8 protein-coding genes are annotated in these 15,448 nt (G+C 38.9%); all 8 read left to right on the top strand.

The annotated features are described in order from the left end of the window. The gene (locus AC3E8G_RS02565; RefSeq protein WP_490676944.1) at window positions 1-6,414 is read left to right on the top strand and encodes a PBECR4 domain-containing protein; all 6,414 of its coding nucleotides are present in this window, start codon (window positions 1-3) and stop codon (window positions 6,412-6,414) included. Window positions 6,415-6,586: 172 nt separating this feature from the next. Next, complete coding sequence (locus tag AC3E8G_RS02570; protein ID WP_490676945.1) at window positions 6,587-8,335, top strand: type IA DNA topoisomerase; 1,749 nt, start codon at window positions 6,587-6,589, stop codon at window positions 8,333-8,335. Window position 8,336: 1 nt separating this feature from the next. Next, the gene (locus tag AC3E8G_RS02575; protein WP_490676946.1) at window positions 8,337-10,169 is read left to right on the top strand and encodes an AAA family ATPase; all 1,833 of its coding nucleotides are present in this window, start codon (window positions 8,337-8,339) and stop codon (window positions 10,167-10,169) included. A 90-nt stretch (window positions 10,170-10,259) separates the two neighbouring features. Further along, entirely contained in the window at window positions 10,260-10,607 is a 348-nt protein-coding gene (locus tag AC3E8G_RS02580; protein ID WP_490676947.1) for a TrbC/VirB2 family protein, read from the top strand. Between the two features lie 10 nt (window positions 10,608-10,617). Continuing rightward, entirely contained in the window at window positions 10,618-11,694 is a 1,077-nt protein-coding gene (locus tag AC3E8G_RS02585; protein WP_490676948.1) for a hypothetical protein, read from the top strand. A gap of 19 nt (window positions 11,695-11,713) precedes the next feature. Next, window positions 11,714-12,436, top strand: coding sequence for an LPXTG cell wall anchor domain-containing protein (locus tag AC3E8G_RS02590; protein ID WP_241526314.1), 723 nt, complete (start codon window positions 11,714-11,716; stop codon window positions 12,434-12,436). 84 nt (window positions 12,437-12,520) lie between these two features. Then, window positions 12,521-14,710: an LPXTG cell wall anchor domain-containing protein gene (locus tag AC3E8G_RS02595; RefSeq protein WP_341539924.1), complete on the top strand. Its 2,190-nt coding sequence runs from the start codon at window positions 12,521-12,523 to the stop codon at window positions 14,708-14,710. A 52-nt stretch (window positions 14,711-14,762) separates the two neighbouring features. Continuing rightward, a complete protein-coding gene (locus tag AC3E8G_RS02600; protein WP_061454599.1) occupies window positions 14,763-15,242 on the top strand; it encodes a single-stranded DNA-binding protein in 480 nt (159 codons plus the stop codon). Window positions 15,243-15,448 lie beyond the last annotated feature (206 nt).

A 15,448-nucleotide genomic window follows, 5' to 3' on the forward strand; every position in this document is an offset into this window, starting at 1 on the left:
ATGGCAGAAGAACACACACAACAGCCTACGACACGTGGAAAAGGCCGTCGAGAGAGAGTAGAATATGCTAGATCTCGTGATATTTTAGACGTTGCTAGTGAGCTGAGCATGGAATTGGTACGTTCAGGACGAGATTACCGCTGGAAAGAACATGATTCTATGGTTATTTCGCCTGATAAGAATATGTGGAACTGGTTTTCACGACACCAAGGCGGCGATGTCATTTCACTTGTTGAAACGATGAAAGAGGTGAACTTTAATCAGGCGATTGACTACTTAAATGATGGCAGTTTTAAGGAATATACAGCTGTTGAGAGGGTACAAGATCCGTTTTCATATTATCTTGATCCTTATGAGCAGCCATTCGATGCAGCTAGAACCTATCTAAAAGAACAGCGTGGCCTATCAGATGAAACCATTGATTTCTTTCTTGATAAAGGAGTACTTGCCCAAGCTAATGCCAAGGTAAATGGAAGTATTGAACCCGTTGTTGTCTTCAAATCGCTTGATTTTTCAGGTGAGATTGTAGGGGCGACTCTGCAAGGAATTGAAGAGAATTGGGAGAAATGGCCAGAACGTGGTTATGCTAAGAACATTGTCCGAAATTCAGATGGTATTACTGGTTTGCATGTGGATATTGGTCAACCTAATCGTCTTATCTTTGCAGAAAGTGCTATTGATTTAATGTCTTATTATGAGTTACATAAAGACAGTCTTCAGGATGTGCGTCTAGTATCGATGGATGGAATAAAAGAAGCGGTTATTGGAAGACATTTAGCCCAGCTTCAGTCGGATATTTCAGGACGACCGTTGCGCTGGAGTTATGAACAATTAGCTGAAGGATTACAAACAGCCATTGATAATAATTTCTTTGCGGATGGAAAACACGCAGACTGGATTACTCTTGCAGTAGATAATGATGAAGCAGGTAGAACTTTTATTGACACTCTGAGAGAAAAAGGGGCTACTATTAACGAGGATTTACCCGATTTACAACCAGGACAAGATAAAACAGACTGGAACGATGCCTTAAAAAACCCTCCAGTTGATAATAGTCGTCTTGGCCAAGCAAAGCGTAAGTTAGAACGCATTAATAATGAATTTATGGATGCTACCGATGCGGTTTACAGCCATTCTGCAATGGCAAATGGCCAACCGATGAATGATAAACGCAACGGTGCTGCCTTCTTTAAACGACAAGAACAACTGGAAAATAAGGTCTTTAATAAATTGGATGAGATTAAAAAACAAGAAGAACGAGTTGAAAGATTAGAGCAACAACAGCGTTTTAAAGAAGAAGGATTAAACCGTAAAGGAAACGGTCTTGATATGAGTGTACAAAACATTCCTAGAATCCGTGAAGAACTTGAGAAGGCTGAACGAGGGGAAAGCCATTATACTAGGGAGACTATTAAACGCTATCGAGAAGAACTGAAACGTCTGGAAAGTATATCTGAGCAGATGTCGTCTGTGACAATCCAACCGAGTACCCAAGCGTTGATTGATGATGGCAGTGTCAATCAGTGGGCTAAGCAACCTAATCTTTACTTTGTAAAGGGGCTTAGACGAGTAGCGGTGGAACTCACTGAAGAAGGGACGTTTGTTCCATCTACCAAGTATCGTCCTAAAACAGACGAGGAAAAGACTGTGATGGATGACTTGTTAAATAGACAAAATGATGTGGATCTTCCAGGGATTTCTTCAGTCGAACCAGAACAAAAAGAGGAATCAATCCCAGGACAAACAGAAGGTGAACAAGGGGTTTTGTTTGAAAACCTTGCTGATGTTACTCCATCTTCAGATCATGCAATGGAACCAGAACTACAAGTTGTTTTTGATTTCTCGGAGAATCCAAAATTATCTAAACAGTATTCTTCAGGAGAGGTTATTCCTTATAATGACTTCATAGCCAAACTCTATGAAGAGAATGACTGGCAGCTTATCATTCCAGATTCAGGGTATGATAAGACTTATTTTGCTTTGCAAGATGAGTCAGGAAATTCTTTAATATCGTCTATTCGTTATGATATTGGTAGTGAACGTGAAGATCTTTCTGAACAATTGAATCAGGATTTGCCTGCACCTTATTTGGAGTTAGCTCAAAAAGCAGATCACGACTATCGTGCTCAAGTATCTTATGATACTTTTAAAGCTAATCAAGAAAGATTATCTGAGGCGGTTCAAAGTCAAATTCAAGCTGGAGCTTTGCGGATTACACTTTCAGATGAAGCTTATTTCTATACCTTGGTCAACTATACTGGATGGAGTCATCCGATGCAGCAGTTGAAACCAAAAGCACTTGAGAATTTGAAAGAATATCGGACTTTCTTTGAGTCTATCAATGATACTAATATTGATCGTTTTAAAGAAAAAGGTACACCTGAACAAAATCAAATGTACGATATTTTGAAGAGTATTCAAAAAGAATTAGGTCGTTCAAATACTTCTACAGTATTTTCAGAAGAAGTCGCTATCAGTGCCTATAATCTCAATCGTCAGTTAGATAGCTTGACAGCTGAAAACTGGGGTAAGAGCATCGTGGATCCACTTGGAGCCTTGGGCCGTGATACATGGAATATTATCAGTTATCCAGCTAATGAGATTGTGACTGGGAATGTTGATTATTATTACCAGCTAGTCCCATACCACTTATTAGACTATCTTAACGGTAAAACTGGGACGGTCGAAATATCTCCAGAAACCTATGACCATATTCTCCAGCAGTTGAGAAATGAAGAGGTTATTATTACTCCTGAAGCGGCTGAAGAAGTCGCTGTGTCATCAGAACAGACCATTTCTTCAGATGAAGAAACAGAAAAGCCTCTTGAGGTTCATCAAGGGCAGGATGTTTCAGAGCAACAAAAAAACGAGAGGATGTATCAACGCAAGGGTTATTTACAGCCCGAAGCTGAAGGTAGCACCTCACCCGTACTTGAAACAAGTACCTTTGAACGCTCTGTTACCAGTCGTCCTACTGTATCCTCTCAGTATCTAAATTTTAGCATAAAAGATGGCTTTAAGTCAAGAAAAACAAAGTATGAAAAGTCTATTGACGCTTATAATTTGGGCAAATTAAATAGAAGAGGGGTAGATATTCAAGAAGCGGCTCAATTCTATTTAAACGAGTTGGCAAATAGTACCGTCCATTACTTTACATCAGATGGTAGTTTAGTACAGGTAAACTTTTTAGAAGAGAATTTTCTGCATCTAACTGGTCTAAAAATTATTGGTGATGCTGCAACACCTGAGAAAGTATTGCATGATTTTGCTAATGGTGGGGAACTTAGTTATGATGATATTCGTTTAAAAAATACAGAATCTCCATTTGATAAAATTAAAGTTCTTCCTGATTTAGAGACTGTTTTACAGACAGATTCATTTTATTTTGATGATCTACAAGATATTCCTAGATATCAAGGACGTTTTGATAGTCTAATCAAGTCAGACGATAGTGATTTGATGCTTTTATTCCGTATGAATACCGAGGATGGAATAGTTCCTGTGTCGGTATTTAAAGCAAGACAAGTTTTGAAGGTAGAGCTACAAGAAGCTAGAAAAAATGAAATTTTAGGTATTTTTCGAGAGAGAGGTGGCTTGATAGAACAGATTGACATAAATAAAAACTATGTAAAAGACGACGGTGAGGAGATGCTTTCTATTTTAAAGAATAAACAATATGAAGAATCTCGTGATATAGATGATCGATCAATAAATGTTTCCTCTTATAGCTTCAATCATCAAGACTATTCAGATATTGATAGTTTGTTGGCAGCTGGTTCTGCTTATGTACAAACTACAGAAGGTCAAGAATGGCTGGCTAGAGATCCAGAGTATCATCAAGAATTATTAGATATTTTTGAATCCGCAACTGCCACCCCTAAACAAAAATTAGAGGTGATGAGTGAGTTTGGTAACATTCAGGTTAATGGGTATGATATTGTCGCTGGCTTAGGTTATTCTGAAGCGTTGAGTGATGATGCACTATTTCTTGATCAGAACGTCATATCCGAAATTACTGAACAAGAATTTAGTCCAGAAAAAGCACTCCCAACAGATACTTTTTCAGCTGAACTTTTCACTAAAGTATTAGATTCTGCATATAATGTAGGAGATCCTAGAAAGTTAGGTTTACAAGTTCCTGAAGAATCTAAGGGAGCTTGGGAACGTTACTATGAACTTTCTGATAGTCATGAAGGAAACTTTAGCGCTGTGGTAGATGCTGCTGACCAGTTGGGTCTCGTTGATAAAAATTCTAATTTCTATCAAGAATGGAATCAGGATCGAATTTTTAGTGAAACCTACCATGTACGTCTCCAGTGGGCAGAAACATGGCCAGATGGCCCTCAGATTCCGTTTAAGGAAACAGAGCTTGTAGACTACCAAATATTTGCTGAAACGCTGTATAAGGAAAATAAGGCCTTCTATGAGCGTCATCATGGCAGTGTAGCAGAGGTAAACGCAACAGGAAATCAAGAAGCTTACATTCCATTCACTAAGGTAAAATTTGATGTCTATGCTCCTGGGGGAACACTAATTAAATCAGATGTTCGCTATGATATTGGTGATGAAACAGAACCTATTTCACGTTTGCTTGGGTTAGGTTACCGTCGTTTAGAAGGACAACCAGAATTGGCTGCCATCGATGAGATGGTTCTTTCTCAGCTGGAAAATCAAGAAGTTAATCAAAATATTGCAACCGAAGCTAATGAGCAATCAGTAGCTTCACAAGAAATACCAGAAAGTATCTCAAGTGAAGATTTTCAGTCTCCTAAACAAGGCATAAGAACAGGATTAGCTCAACGAGTCGAAGAAATCATGGCTGAAGATGCTACTAAGATTTTAGTTGCTTCCATTACTCAAGTTCAAGAGAATTTATCAGTGGAAGGTGATTTAATTGGAACCCCTCAAGCAGATGGCCAGATGCTTTACACCAACCAAGAAAATTTTGGTCGTGATTATCGATTAGAATTAGCTGTGCATAGCCCAGTAAAAATTGATCAATTATCGGATATTCAAGCCCCTTGGACGTTAGAACTTATCCATGGAGACCAAAAACTTGGTTATTTAGCCTACGGTGGAGATTGGGGAAATGATTTTCAAGTTAAGAAGGAGCTAGAGAAACTAGCTTCACAAATTGGAACTGGGAACTCCCCTGAAGGGCTTTATAAGCAAGAAGAAATAGATGCCTTTTTAACTAACAATGGAGGACAAGAACCTAGTCAGCGGATTCAGGAAAATATCTCTTCAGCGGAACCATTTGATTATAAGTCAGCCTCAGCTTATGAAATTAGTGAAAGAGCCTTCCAGAAAATTCGTGAGTATACACAATCCCCTGAAGACTTAATGGAGTACGTGGAATTTATGAGTAAGTTCCCTCAACTATCTCCTCGTAACGTAGCTTTGATCCAGGAACAATGGAGAGGTGCAAATGCAGTCGCTACTTATGATCAGTGGCAATCGATGGGAGAAGCCCTTGGAATTAAACCAGAGGACGTTATCCAAACAAAAGCAACGTACGTTAACAAGAGAACTGGTGAAACTAAGGAAGTAGTTCATCGAGGTTTATCTGTTAAAACAGGCGAAAAGTCTCAGATCACATTGTTTAGACCGTTGATGGTTCGGATGATTCCTGTCATAGATGAGAATGGAAATCACGTCAAAAATGATAAAGGGAATCCAAAATATAAAAAGTTTTCAGATGCAACGCCACAGGAAAAGGAATTGGTGAAAGCAGGCAAGCTCCCTGTTCGTCAATTCCAGGAGAAAAATCCTAAAACTGGTCAACCAAGGTTTACAACTTACAAGGTTTTTGAGTTGTCACAAACCACTTTAAAACCAGAAAGCTATCCAAAAGCGATGCCAAACCGTCATTATAACTTTGATGTTGATAAGGTAAAAACGAAAGAGGTGCTGGAAGGTCTTTGTGATTATGCTGAAAGCATTGGTGTTTCTATCATGAAAGATGAGGCTCATGTGCTAGGAAATACTAAGGGTGCCTTTTTCCCACAAGAACAGTTGATTCTTATTAATCCAGATAATACGCCTGGAGAAAAGATTGCTACAACCATTCATGAGCTAGCTCACGCAACTCTTCATAATCCTAGCCTATCAGATCAGTATAAAGAACTTCCAAAAGTCCAAAAAGAGCTTGAAGCTGAAATGACTAGTCATTTACTGTCAAAACATTTTGGATTAGATACGTCTGAAAAGGCTATTGATTATATGGCTAAGTGGACAGATAATTTACAAGGATTAGATGATAAACAATTAGCTGACTCTTTGAAACGAATCCATAAAACAGTTTCTAAGATGCACAAACAAATTGAGCATCACACAAAACCTTATCAATTAGGAAAAAGTCAAGGACAGACACCAAATTTTCCTAAAGCCCCGACAAAAGGGCCAAGTCGTTAAGACAGAAGGTATTCTCAATTGAGAGTACCTTTTTTGTGTGCAAAAAGTGATATAAGAAGTTATATAACAAATAGTATCAAGACTGTTTTAGTTATACGGCTTTGTCCCCTTAATGCAGGAATCTTCATTATCTCTTAAACTGAAACTATTAATAACAAAGGAGAAGAGCTATATGGTAACAGTCATTCTAGCTGAAAAAGAAACACAAGCTGCTGCTTATGCAGAAAGTTTGGGACCAGCTAGTAAAAAAGGAAAAGTTCATATTATCAAACATACCCCATATTTTTCAGATGAGGTTCATGTGATTGCTGCGGAAGGGCATTTATTTGAGTATGGCTTACCAAAGGATAATTGGGATTTGGATAAATTGCCTTTGGTCGATGTATCGTTTAAACAAACACTAAAGCAAGACAAAGTTTCCAAAGATACCTTTAAACAGATTTATCAGGAAGTGATGGCAGCTGATCAGGTGATTATTGGTACGGATTCTGATAGAGAAGGTGAGCGGATTGGTTACTCAATTTTATCCCACATTCCTGAAGGAAAAAGTAAGGTAACTAAGCGTCTTTGGGTTAATTCGGTTACTACTCGATCACTTCAAAAAGCATTTCAGACACTTAGGGAACCGATGGAAACCTATAACTACTATTTAGAAGCTGAAGCACGTGCACAATCAGATTGGTTAGTAGGAATGAATTTATCTCCTCTAGCAACTCTGACCTTACAAAATAAAGGACGACTTCCCAGAGGAAAAGGTAATAGCTTATCTGTTGGTCGTGTGCAAACTCCAGCGGTTCGTTTAATTTGTGAAAATGATTTAGCTATCCAGAATTTTAGGCCTCAAACGTATTGGAAATTACGGCTAGAAGATAAAGAAACAGGAGTGACATTTTCCAATAAGGAAAAGTATTCAGATAGTGATGTGGTTCTGGCCAATTCACGACAATTAAGTCCTACCTCGATGGTTTCTTCAGTTGAAATGACAGAGCATCAGAGGGCAGCACCTGAGTTATTTAATCTCTCGGATATTCAAGGACTTGCTGCTAAATGGTGGGACTTTGAACCTCTCAAAACAGAAAGGATAGTAGAAAGTCTTTATTTGAAAAAATACTTATCCTACCCTCGAACAGATACTCGATTCATTACTGGAGAGGAATTTGATTATCTTAAGACGTACATCAAAAGTTATCAAGATGCTATTAGTTGCCATTTTGAGCCAGTTCATTTAGAGCCAAGGGAAAAATACGTTAATCCTGAAAAAGTGGCTAAAACAAGTCACTACGCCCTTATTCCTACAGAAAATATACCTAACCTAGTGACTTTAAAACCAGATGAACGGCTAATTTATGAAGCTATTGTTCGCAGAACACTTTTGATGTTTGCGGCTGATTGTCGCTATAATACCACAACTGTTGAAGTAGAAAATAAAGGCTTGATTTTTAAGGCAGCAGGCAGACAGATGATCGATTTTGGTTGGGTCTCCTTCAGTAAGCAAAAGTTAAAAGGTGATGTTACACTACCACATTATCGTGTAGGAGATCAATTGGAAACAAAAACGTTGATTCTTGAAGATATTACAAAACCACCTAAGAGGATTACCGAGTCTCAATTGATTAGTGAGATTTTACCGAAGTATGGTTTGGGAACACAGGCAACGAGAGCAGCAATGCTAAAAACGATTCAAGACCGTGGCTATATCACTAAGAATAAGAAGTCTGGTCAACTATTTCCAACTGATAAGGCTTATCTCTTAACTCATTACCTTTATGATAATGAGTTTGCAAGTCCTGAAACCACGGGTGGTTGGGAGCTATTCCTTTCCCAGATTGGAGAGGGAGAAATTAATCCCCGTGAGTTTGTCGATGCTATCAAAGAAAAGTTAACAGATCAGATTGCAGCTGCTAAAGGAAGGAGTGATTGAAGTGGAAGACGAATTGAAGACCCCCTATCTTGATAAGTACACTGATAATTTGTCAGCTAAGGTTGCTAAAAAATCAGATGACTACCAAGTTTATGGTCGTGAAAAAGAAGTACAAGCGGTCATTATCTCACTTCTCAGAAGAACTAAAAATAATCCTATTCTAGTGGGAGAAGCAGGGGTTGGTAAAACAGCCATAGTGGAAGGTCTAACGCTTGCTATTATGCGTGGACAAGTTCCTGAAGCTTTAAAAGGATTAACGGTTCGTTCCCTGGAACTTTCTAGTTTGATGAGTGAAGATGACGGTGGCTTTATTGCTAAGTTTAAGAAAATCATCGAAGAGATGGTTGCCACACGCGGACATAATCTTCTCTTTGTAGATGAATTTCATACCATAGTTGGTGCAGGCAGCCAGGACGGTCAAGCCCTCGATGCGGGAAATGTTATTAAACCAGTTTTGGCACGTGGGGATATTCAGCTGATTGGCGCAACTACTTTAGATGAGTTCCATGATTACATCGAAACCGATAGGGCCCTGGAACGTCGGATGCAGCCTGTTATGGTTGAAGAGCCAACGATTCCACAAGCTATAACCATTATTGATCAGGCAAAAATGATTTATGAAAAGTTCCATGGGATTCAAATTTCCTCAGAAGCAGTTCGTCAAGCAGTTCGTCTATCTGTCCGCTATATTACAGATCGTTTTTTACCAGATAAAGCTTTTGACCTAATCGATGAAGCTTCTACGATTGCAGTGGCTGAAGGAAAAGCAACTGTTACTGATGAAGATATAGCCCAGGTCTTAAAAGATAAGACAGGGATTCCTGTGACGACAATTCTAAAAGGAGACCAGGATCGTTTAGAGGGCTTCAAAGAAAAGTTGATGGCTCGAGTCAAAGGACAGGAAGATGCCATTGAAGCTATTGTAGATGCGGTAACCATTGCTCAGGCAGGGTTACAAGATGAAAATAAGCCGATCTCTTCATTTCTCTTCCTGGGCCCAACTGGAGTTGGTAAAACAGAATTATCTAAGGCAGTTGCAGAAGCACTCTTTGATGATGAAGATGCGATGATTCGCTTTGATATGTCTGAGTTCAAGAAAAAAGAAGATGTGGCTAAGCTAATTGGTAATCGTGAGACACGAACCAAAGGACAGTTGACCGAAGGTGTGAAACGAAAACCTTATTCTGTTTTGTTGCTAGATGAAGTCGAAAAAGCCCATAGCGAAGTGATGGACTTATTCTTGCAAGTGTTAGACGATGGTCGCTTAACAGATAGCTCTGGTCGTTTAATTAGCTTTAAGAACGTTATTGTCATTATGACGACTAACATTGGTGCTAAGAAGATTATCAATAAGTGGGAGTTGAAGGGTAATTTTAAAGATTTGACTGATCGTGATAGGCAGCAATTTGAAAAGTCTATGGAAAGCGAGCTACAGAATGAGTTTCGTCCAGAGTTTCTTAATCGTATCGAAAATAAAATTATCTTCAACCTCTTAGAGAGAAATGTCATTGAAGAAATTGCAGAAAAGAACCTCTCTAAAATTTCAGATCGGATGAAGCGACAAAATCTAACGTTGTCGTATGAGCCTAGTTTGATTCAGTATCTCTCAGATGTTGGTACCGACGTGAAAAATGGTGCACGTCCTTTAGAGCGTTTAATTAAGCGAAAAGTATTAGCACCTATTTCTGCTAAAAGCTTAACCTTGGATAAAAGTAAACAAACCTATAATGTTCATTTATGGGTTGATGGGGAAGCACCAGATGATCGACACAGAAAAGATTTAAGACAAATTCAGTTAGATATTGAAGGAGAAATGGATGCCTTTTTCAGCTGAAAAAAGTTTTTCCTGTGATTTGTCCCCTTAACGCACAAAATTTAATTATCCCTTATATTAAGAATGTCAATAAATTAAAGGAGGACTTTTATGAAAAGTAAATTGACAAATTTTATCAACAAAGTGACGGCAAAAGGTAAAGGATACTTACTAAGTTTGTCACTCTTTTTATCGGGGGTCTTGACCAACACTGTCTATGCAGATGATCCTTTCGCTAAAACCGATGCATTAGCGCAACAAGGTATTTCTAAAGTACAAGGGATTGGAGTGGTTACTTTGGGACTTGCAGTTGTTGTGACTGGTTTAGTTTATGGTTTTGGTGGACGTGAAGTCAAAGCTGCTATCAAAAAACACTGGGTAGCTATTGCAGTAGCAATCATTGCCGTATCTGCTGGTCCAAGTATTATTGAATGGGGCTTTAACTTCGTGAAAGGATAAGGTGGTTACTATGGCATTTATCCCTTTCAAGAAAAGTAATAAATGTTTGGTGACTGATGATCTTTTTATAGAGATAACTTGGGAAGAAGGAAAATCTCCAGAATATGATAGTGAACTTCTAGGAATTATAGAAGGACTGGATCAGCAGTATCTGGATACCTTCCAGCATCCAATTGAAGAATCGCTGCCTTATGTGACGTTTAGTCAAGCGGAGTTGCTTTTTCAAGCATTACAAGATGCCTATGGACAGTTGCAATTGAACAGGGTTGCTATCTGTCATTTAGAAGGTAAAGAAGCTGTTTCAGAAGGAGAAGTATTTGCTAGTCCATTTGTTATTGACAGAAACTATCAAAATCTTCTATTGCCTCTGATTCAAGCCATTCTAATAGATCCTGAATTTCAATCATATACTTACACCGAAAAGCGTGAGTACTTTGTGAATCAGATCTATCCAGCTTACAAAGTAAGCTTAGGAATCCAAGAATCAAGCTTACCCCTATTTCCAGTAGAAGGTGAACAAGTATCAACTGTAGCACCGACTCAAAAGCAAGTCTCTAAAATGTCTGTACCCCCTGCTCAACCAGTTGCAGCATCAAGCATTAAAGAATCTTCTTTGAAGAAAGTTTATATTCTATTAGGTCTTTTAGGTGTTCTAGCAGCAGGCGGTATCATCTCATCTATGATGGCATTTTCTCAGCTATCAAAGCAATCTGAGCAGGTCACTTATCTCTATCAAGAGTTAAAGGACACAAATTCTCTGATTGATAAGGAACATCAGGTAGATGTCTTCAGTCGTCATTTCTTACCTAATTATTATTCTGGTAAAAAGGAAAACTTAACAGACTTCCTTTCAGATGGAGATGCCAAGTACACAGTTCCAAAAGAAGGAATCTTACAGTCAGTTATCCTTGAAAAACTGACTTATGACTCAAAAACGAAAGAATACATAGTGACCTATGTTCTATCCGTAAAAAAAGGAGATAAGGCTTCAAGTATTCGATTGAGTTTTACTGTTAAGGGCTTTGATTCTGCTAAATATGGTTTTGTCGTAACGACAGAACCTAAAGAAACAGACTATATCAAATAAAGAAAAGGAATAAAACAATATGAAAAAGAAACAATTATTATCTGCACTTTCTTTGTCAATCATCGTTTTAGCTCAAGCTGGGTTTGTCTCAGCTGACGAAGTAACTCCTGTAGATCCTACTGCACCAGCACTAACAACTCCAGTAGTACCTAACCCAACTGAACTTACGGAACCTGTACAACCCGCAGATCCTGCGAAACCGACAGAACCCTCTAAACCGGTTGAACCTGAGAAGCCAACAGAGCCATCTCAACCGACCGATCCAGTAGTTCCTACGGATCCTAGTCAACCGTCTACTCCAACATACCCAAGCAAACCAGCTGAGGAACCGTCTAAACCAAGTACGCCGGAACAGCCAAAGGAAGAACCGAAAACTCCATCTCAACCGACCGCCCCATCAGCTGGTAAAAAAGATGAACCGACAGAACCAGCAACTCCACCTGCAATTACTGTTCCGGATGTTTCTTCTAAGAAACCGATTGTAACAGATCAAGGTCAAGAAATTATTGGAACTCAGGACAGTAAAGTTATCGTCCGTACACCTGACGGAACAACTCAGTATGTCGCACCAGAAACTATTGGGGCTAAGAAAAACAGTGATGGTACTGTTACCGTCAAAACCAAGGAAGGTAAAATGGAAACACTTCCCTCAACAGGTGAAAAGGCAAGTATTTTTATGTCTATTCTTGGTATTGGACTATTGGCAGGTCTCGCCTTTTGGAAAAAGAAACAAATAAACTAATCACTTACAAGCAGATTAATTTTTTCAGCCGAGAAGCTGATTTTCAGAATGATTTTATTACAAAATTTTATATAAAGGAGAAAAATAATAATGCAAACAAAACAAATTTTTTCAATTCGTAAATTCAAAACAGGAACTCATTCAGCTTTGTTAGCTAAATATGGAATTGCCTTGGTAGCTAGTGCTGTCCTTATGGGAGTCGCAACAGTTTCAGCTGATGAGGTAACAACTCTTCAAACTCAGCCTGCCACGGAACAGGTCACTCCAGCTACTAAACAAGCACAAGCTCCAGTACAAGAACAACCAGCTGTTACAAGTGATATTGCAACTAGCGTTCCTAGCAATACAACACAAGAACAAGCTGTGAAGGCAGTTGATGATGCTCAAGCAACTTTAAAAGATAATGTGAACACTGCTAAAGATGCTGGTGTTGTCGTAGCTGAAGGTGACACTCAAGAAGTCGTTATCAATGACAACAATGCAGCTGAAAAAACAAATGAAGTATTGACTGATTTGAATAAACAGGATCAAGCAGTCAAGGCAGCTACAGAAAAACAACGTGATAATGTGAAAGCTTATGAAGAGACAAAAGCTGAACGTGAAACAGTCGTAAAAGAAGGTCAAGCTTCCCTAGAACAATCAACAGCTGAAGTTGATAAACTCATGGAACAAGCTAAAAAAGCTGGATTACTGGTGACTGAAACAACAACGGATAAAACACCAGATTACAAAGACACTAAAGGTCTAACAGGTGATGCCCTACGTCAAGCAATGACTGAAAATCTTGAATTATATAAGGCTGCGGTTGCTTCTGGATTAGTCATCCAAGGAAAATATGTTGAAGATTTGAAGAATGAGTTGGCACTCTATCAAGCTAATCAAAAGGCTTACAATCAAGCTAATACTCAGCTGAAAGATGCTAAGTCAGCAGGAACTGCTGATCTTGAATTAGCTGATGGCCGTCAAAATGAAGTCGTTGATTTGGCTAAGAAGAATAATGTTCCAATCGATGTTAAGTCTGAAACAGTTACTCCTGATTATATCGATGTAAAAGGTTTGACTGGTGATGGACTTCTTAAAGCTATTGAAAGTAACATTGCTAAGTATCAAAAAGCTGTGTCAGATAGCGTTGCTAAGCAGGATGGATCAACTAAAGATGCTAAAGCAAAACTTGATGCTTACCTAAAAGCTTATGCTGATTTTAAAGCTGGTAAAGGGGTTGCATCTGGTGTTAAATGGGCTGGTAATACAACAGTTGAAGCTGGGACAGCAGAAAGAATGACTGGTAATGAGCCTGCTGTTTCGTGGGGGAATCTCAAAACAGCTGCAGCTGATGCTATCCAGTCACTTGACCGTAATCAGAATACGGATGCTAAATTTGAGAATCTTTTCAAGATCAATGGTTCGGGTACCGTCATTATCAAAAACACAACTAATGGTGATGTCACTCTTAAAATCAGTAACATTCAAGCTTGGACAGCTGAAAATACCTACTTAGCTGTGTGGGGAGCTAAAGATGGCGGTATTGCTTGGGGTGTCTTTGCAACAACTCATGGAACTGTTACAAGCGGAGCTGGTGAAGGTGCAACTGGTGGGAATATTGGTGCTTCTGGAGCTATCTTGGCTAATGTAAAATCGTATGATTATGAAGTATCCACTAGCAAGCCTGTTTCAACTGTTACATTTAATGATATTGACAACAACCAAACAGTAATCTTGAATGGTCTTGATGGAGCTAAGCTTGTTAAAGGACGTAATGTAACGCAATCAGACAACCGCTATTCATCAGGTGCTGGAGATGTCTCACAAGCATCAGGCGGTGTCATTGACTCAAACGGTATTCAGTTTAATTTGGCAGATGCTAAAACAGTAACCTTTAGCGGTAGTCACTTCCTTCCTGGTTACATCAATACTTCAATTGTAGCTGGTATCTTTGGTGTTGCATCTGAAGTGCCAAAAGAGCCAAAGATACCAGAACTAGAAGTTACTAACCAAGATGTGACAGTTCCAGAAGTTCCAGAAGCACCAAAACCAATTGCTGTAGCAGTTCAGAAAGTAACAGTAGATGCCCCTGATGCTTCTGAGGCACCTGCACCGGTTGAAGTTAGTGTGCATTACTATGAGATGAAGACAACACCAACTCCAGAAGCACCTGCACCAAAAACCCCAGTCCTCCCTTCAACAGGTGAAAAAAGCAGTTTACTTGCTGTGCTAGGAGGAACTTTACTTGCTGGATTAAGTTTGGTAGGTATTCGTAAATGTAAAGAGAACTAATCAATTGTTTAATTAATTGAGCAGGTTTACCTACTCTTAGAAAGGAAAGAAAATGCAGAGTTTTATTGCGAACGGACGTGTTTCAGATATTCCATCAGATGCTGTCGGAAAAACTTCTAATGGTCATGTCAGTTTTAAATTTGAATTTGTATGTGATACCAGTCAACAAGATCAAGAAGGAAAGACTTTACCAGCTTTCTTTCATGTTCAAGTGTACGGCAAACAGGCTGAAGTGATGGCTCAGAGTCTTGTTAAGGGTTCTCCTGTCTTAATTAAGGGTGAGATTATTCAACGTCGTTATACTAACAACCAAGGACAACGGAGGACCTATCAATTTATTGCTCCAGCTTTGCAAGGTGGTATTACTTTCTTAGAAAGTAAAGATGCTACCAATAGACGAAAACAGGAGCAATTCAACATGCAGCAACAACCATCAGAGAATCAGAAAAGTCTATTTAGTGGAGACGAAAATCAAAACACTTTACCAAATGATTCTTATCCAACACCGATAGATGCTGATGAACCCTTCTAAATAACAGAATAAGGCATGAGGGAAAACATCATGCCTTATTTTTATAGACTCATCATCAATTCAAAAATAGCACGTGGAATAATCTCACGTGCTATTTCTGGTTAGGACTTGCGCCTCTGCAAGTATATCATAAGGCGTGCTGAGAAGACAATTCTGAGCCATTTTCAGGTGATTTCATAGGGGATTATCCCTGAAAACCTCTTAAA

Source organism: Streptococcus sp. SCPM-O-B-15294 (M123), assembly GCF_058200455.1.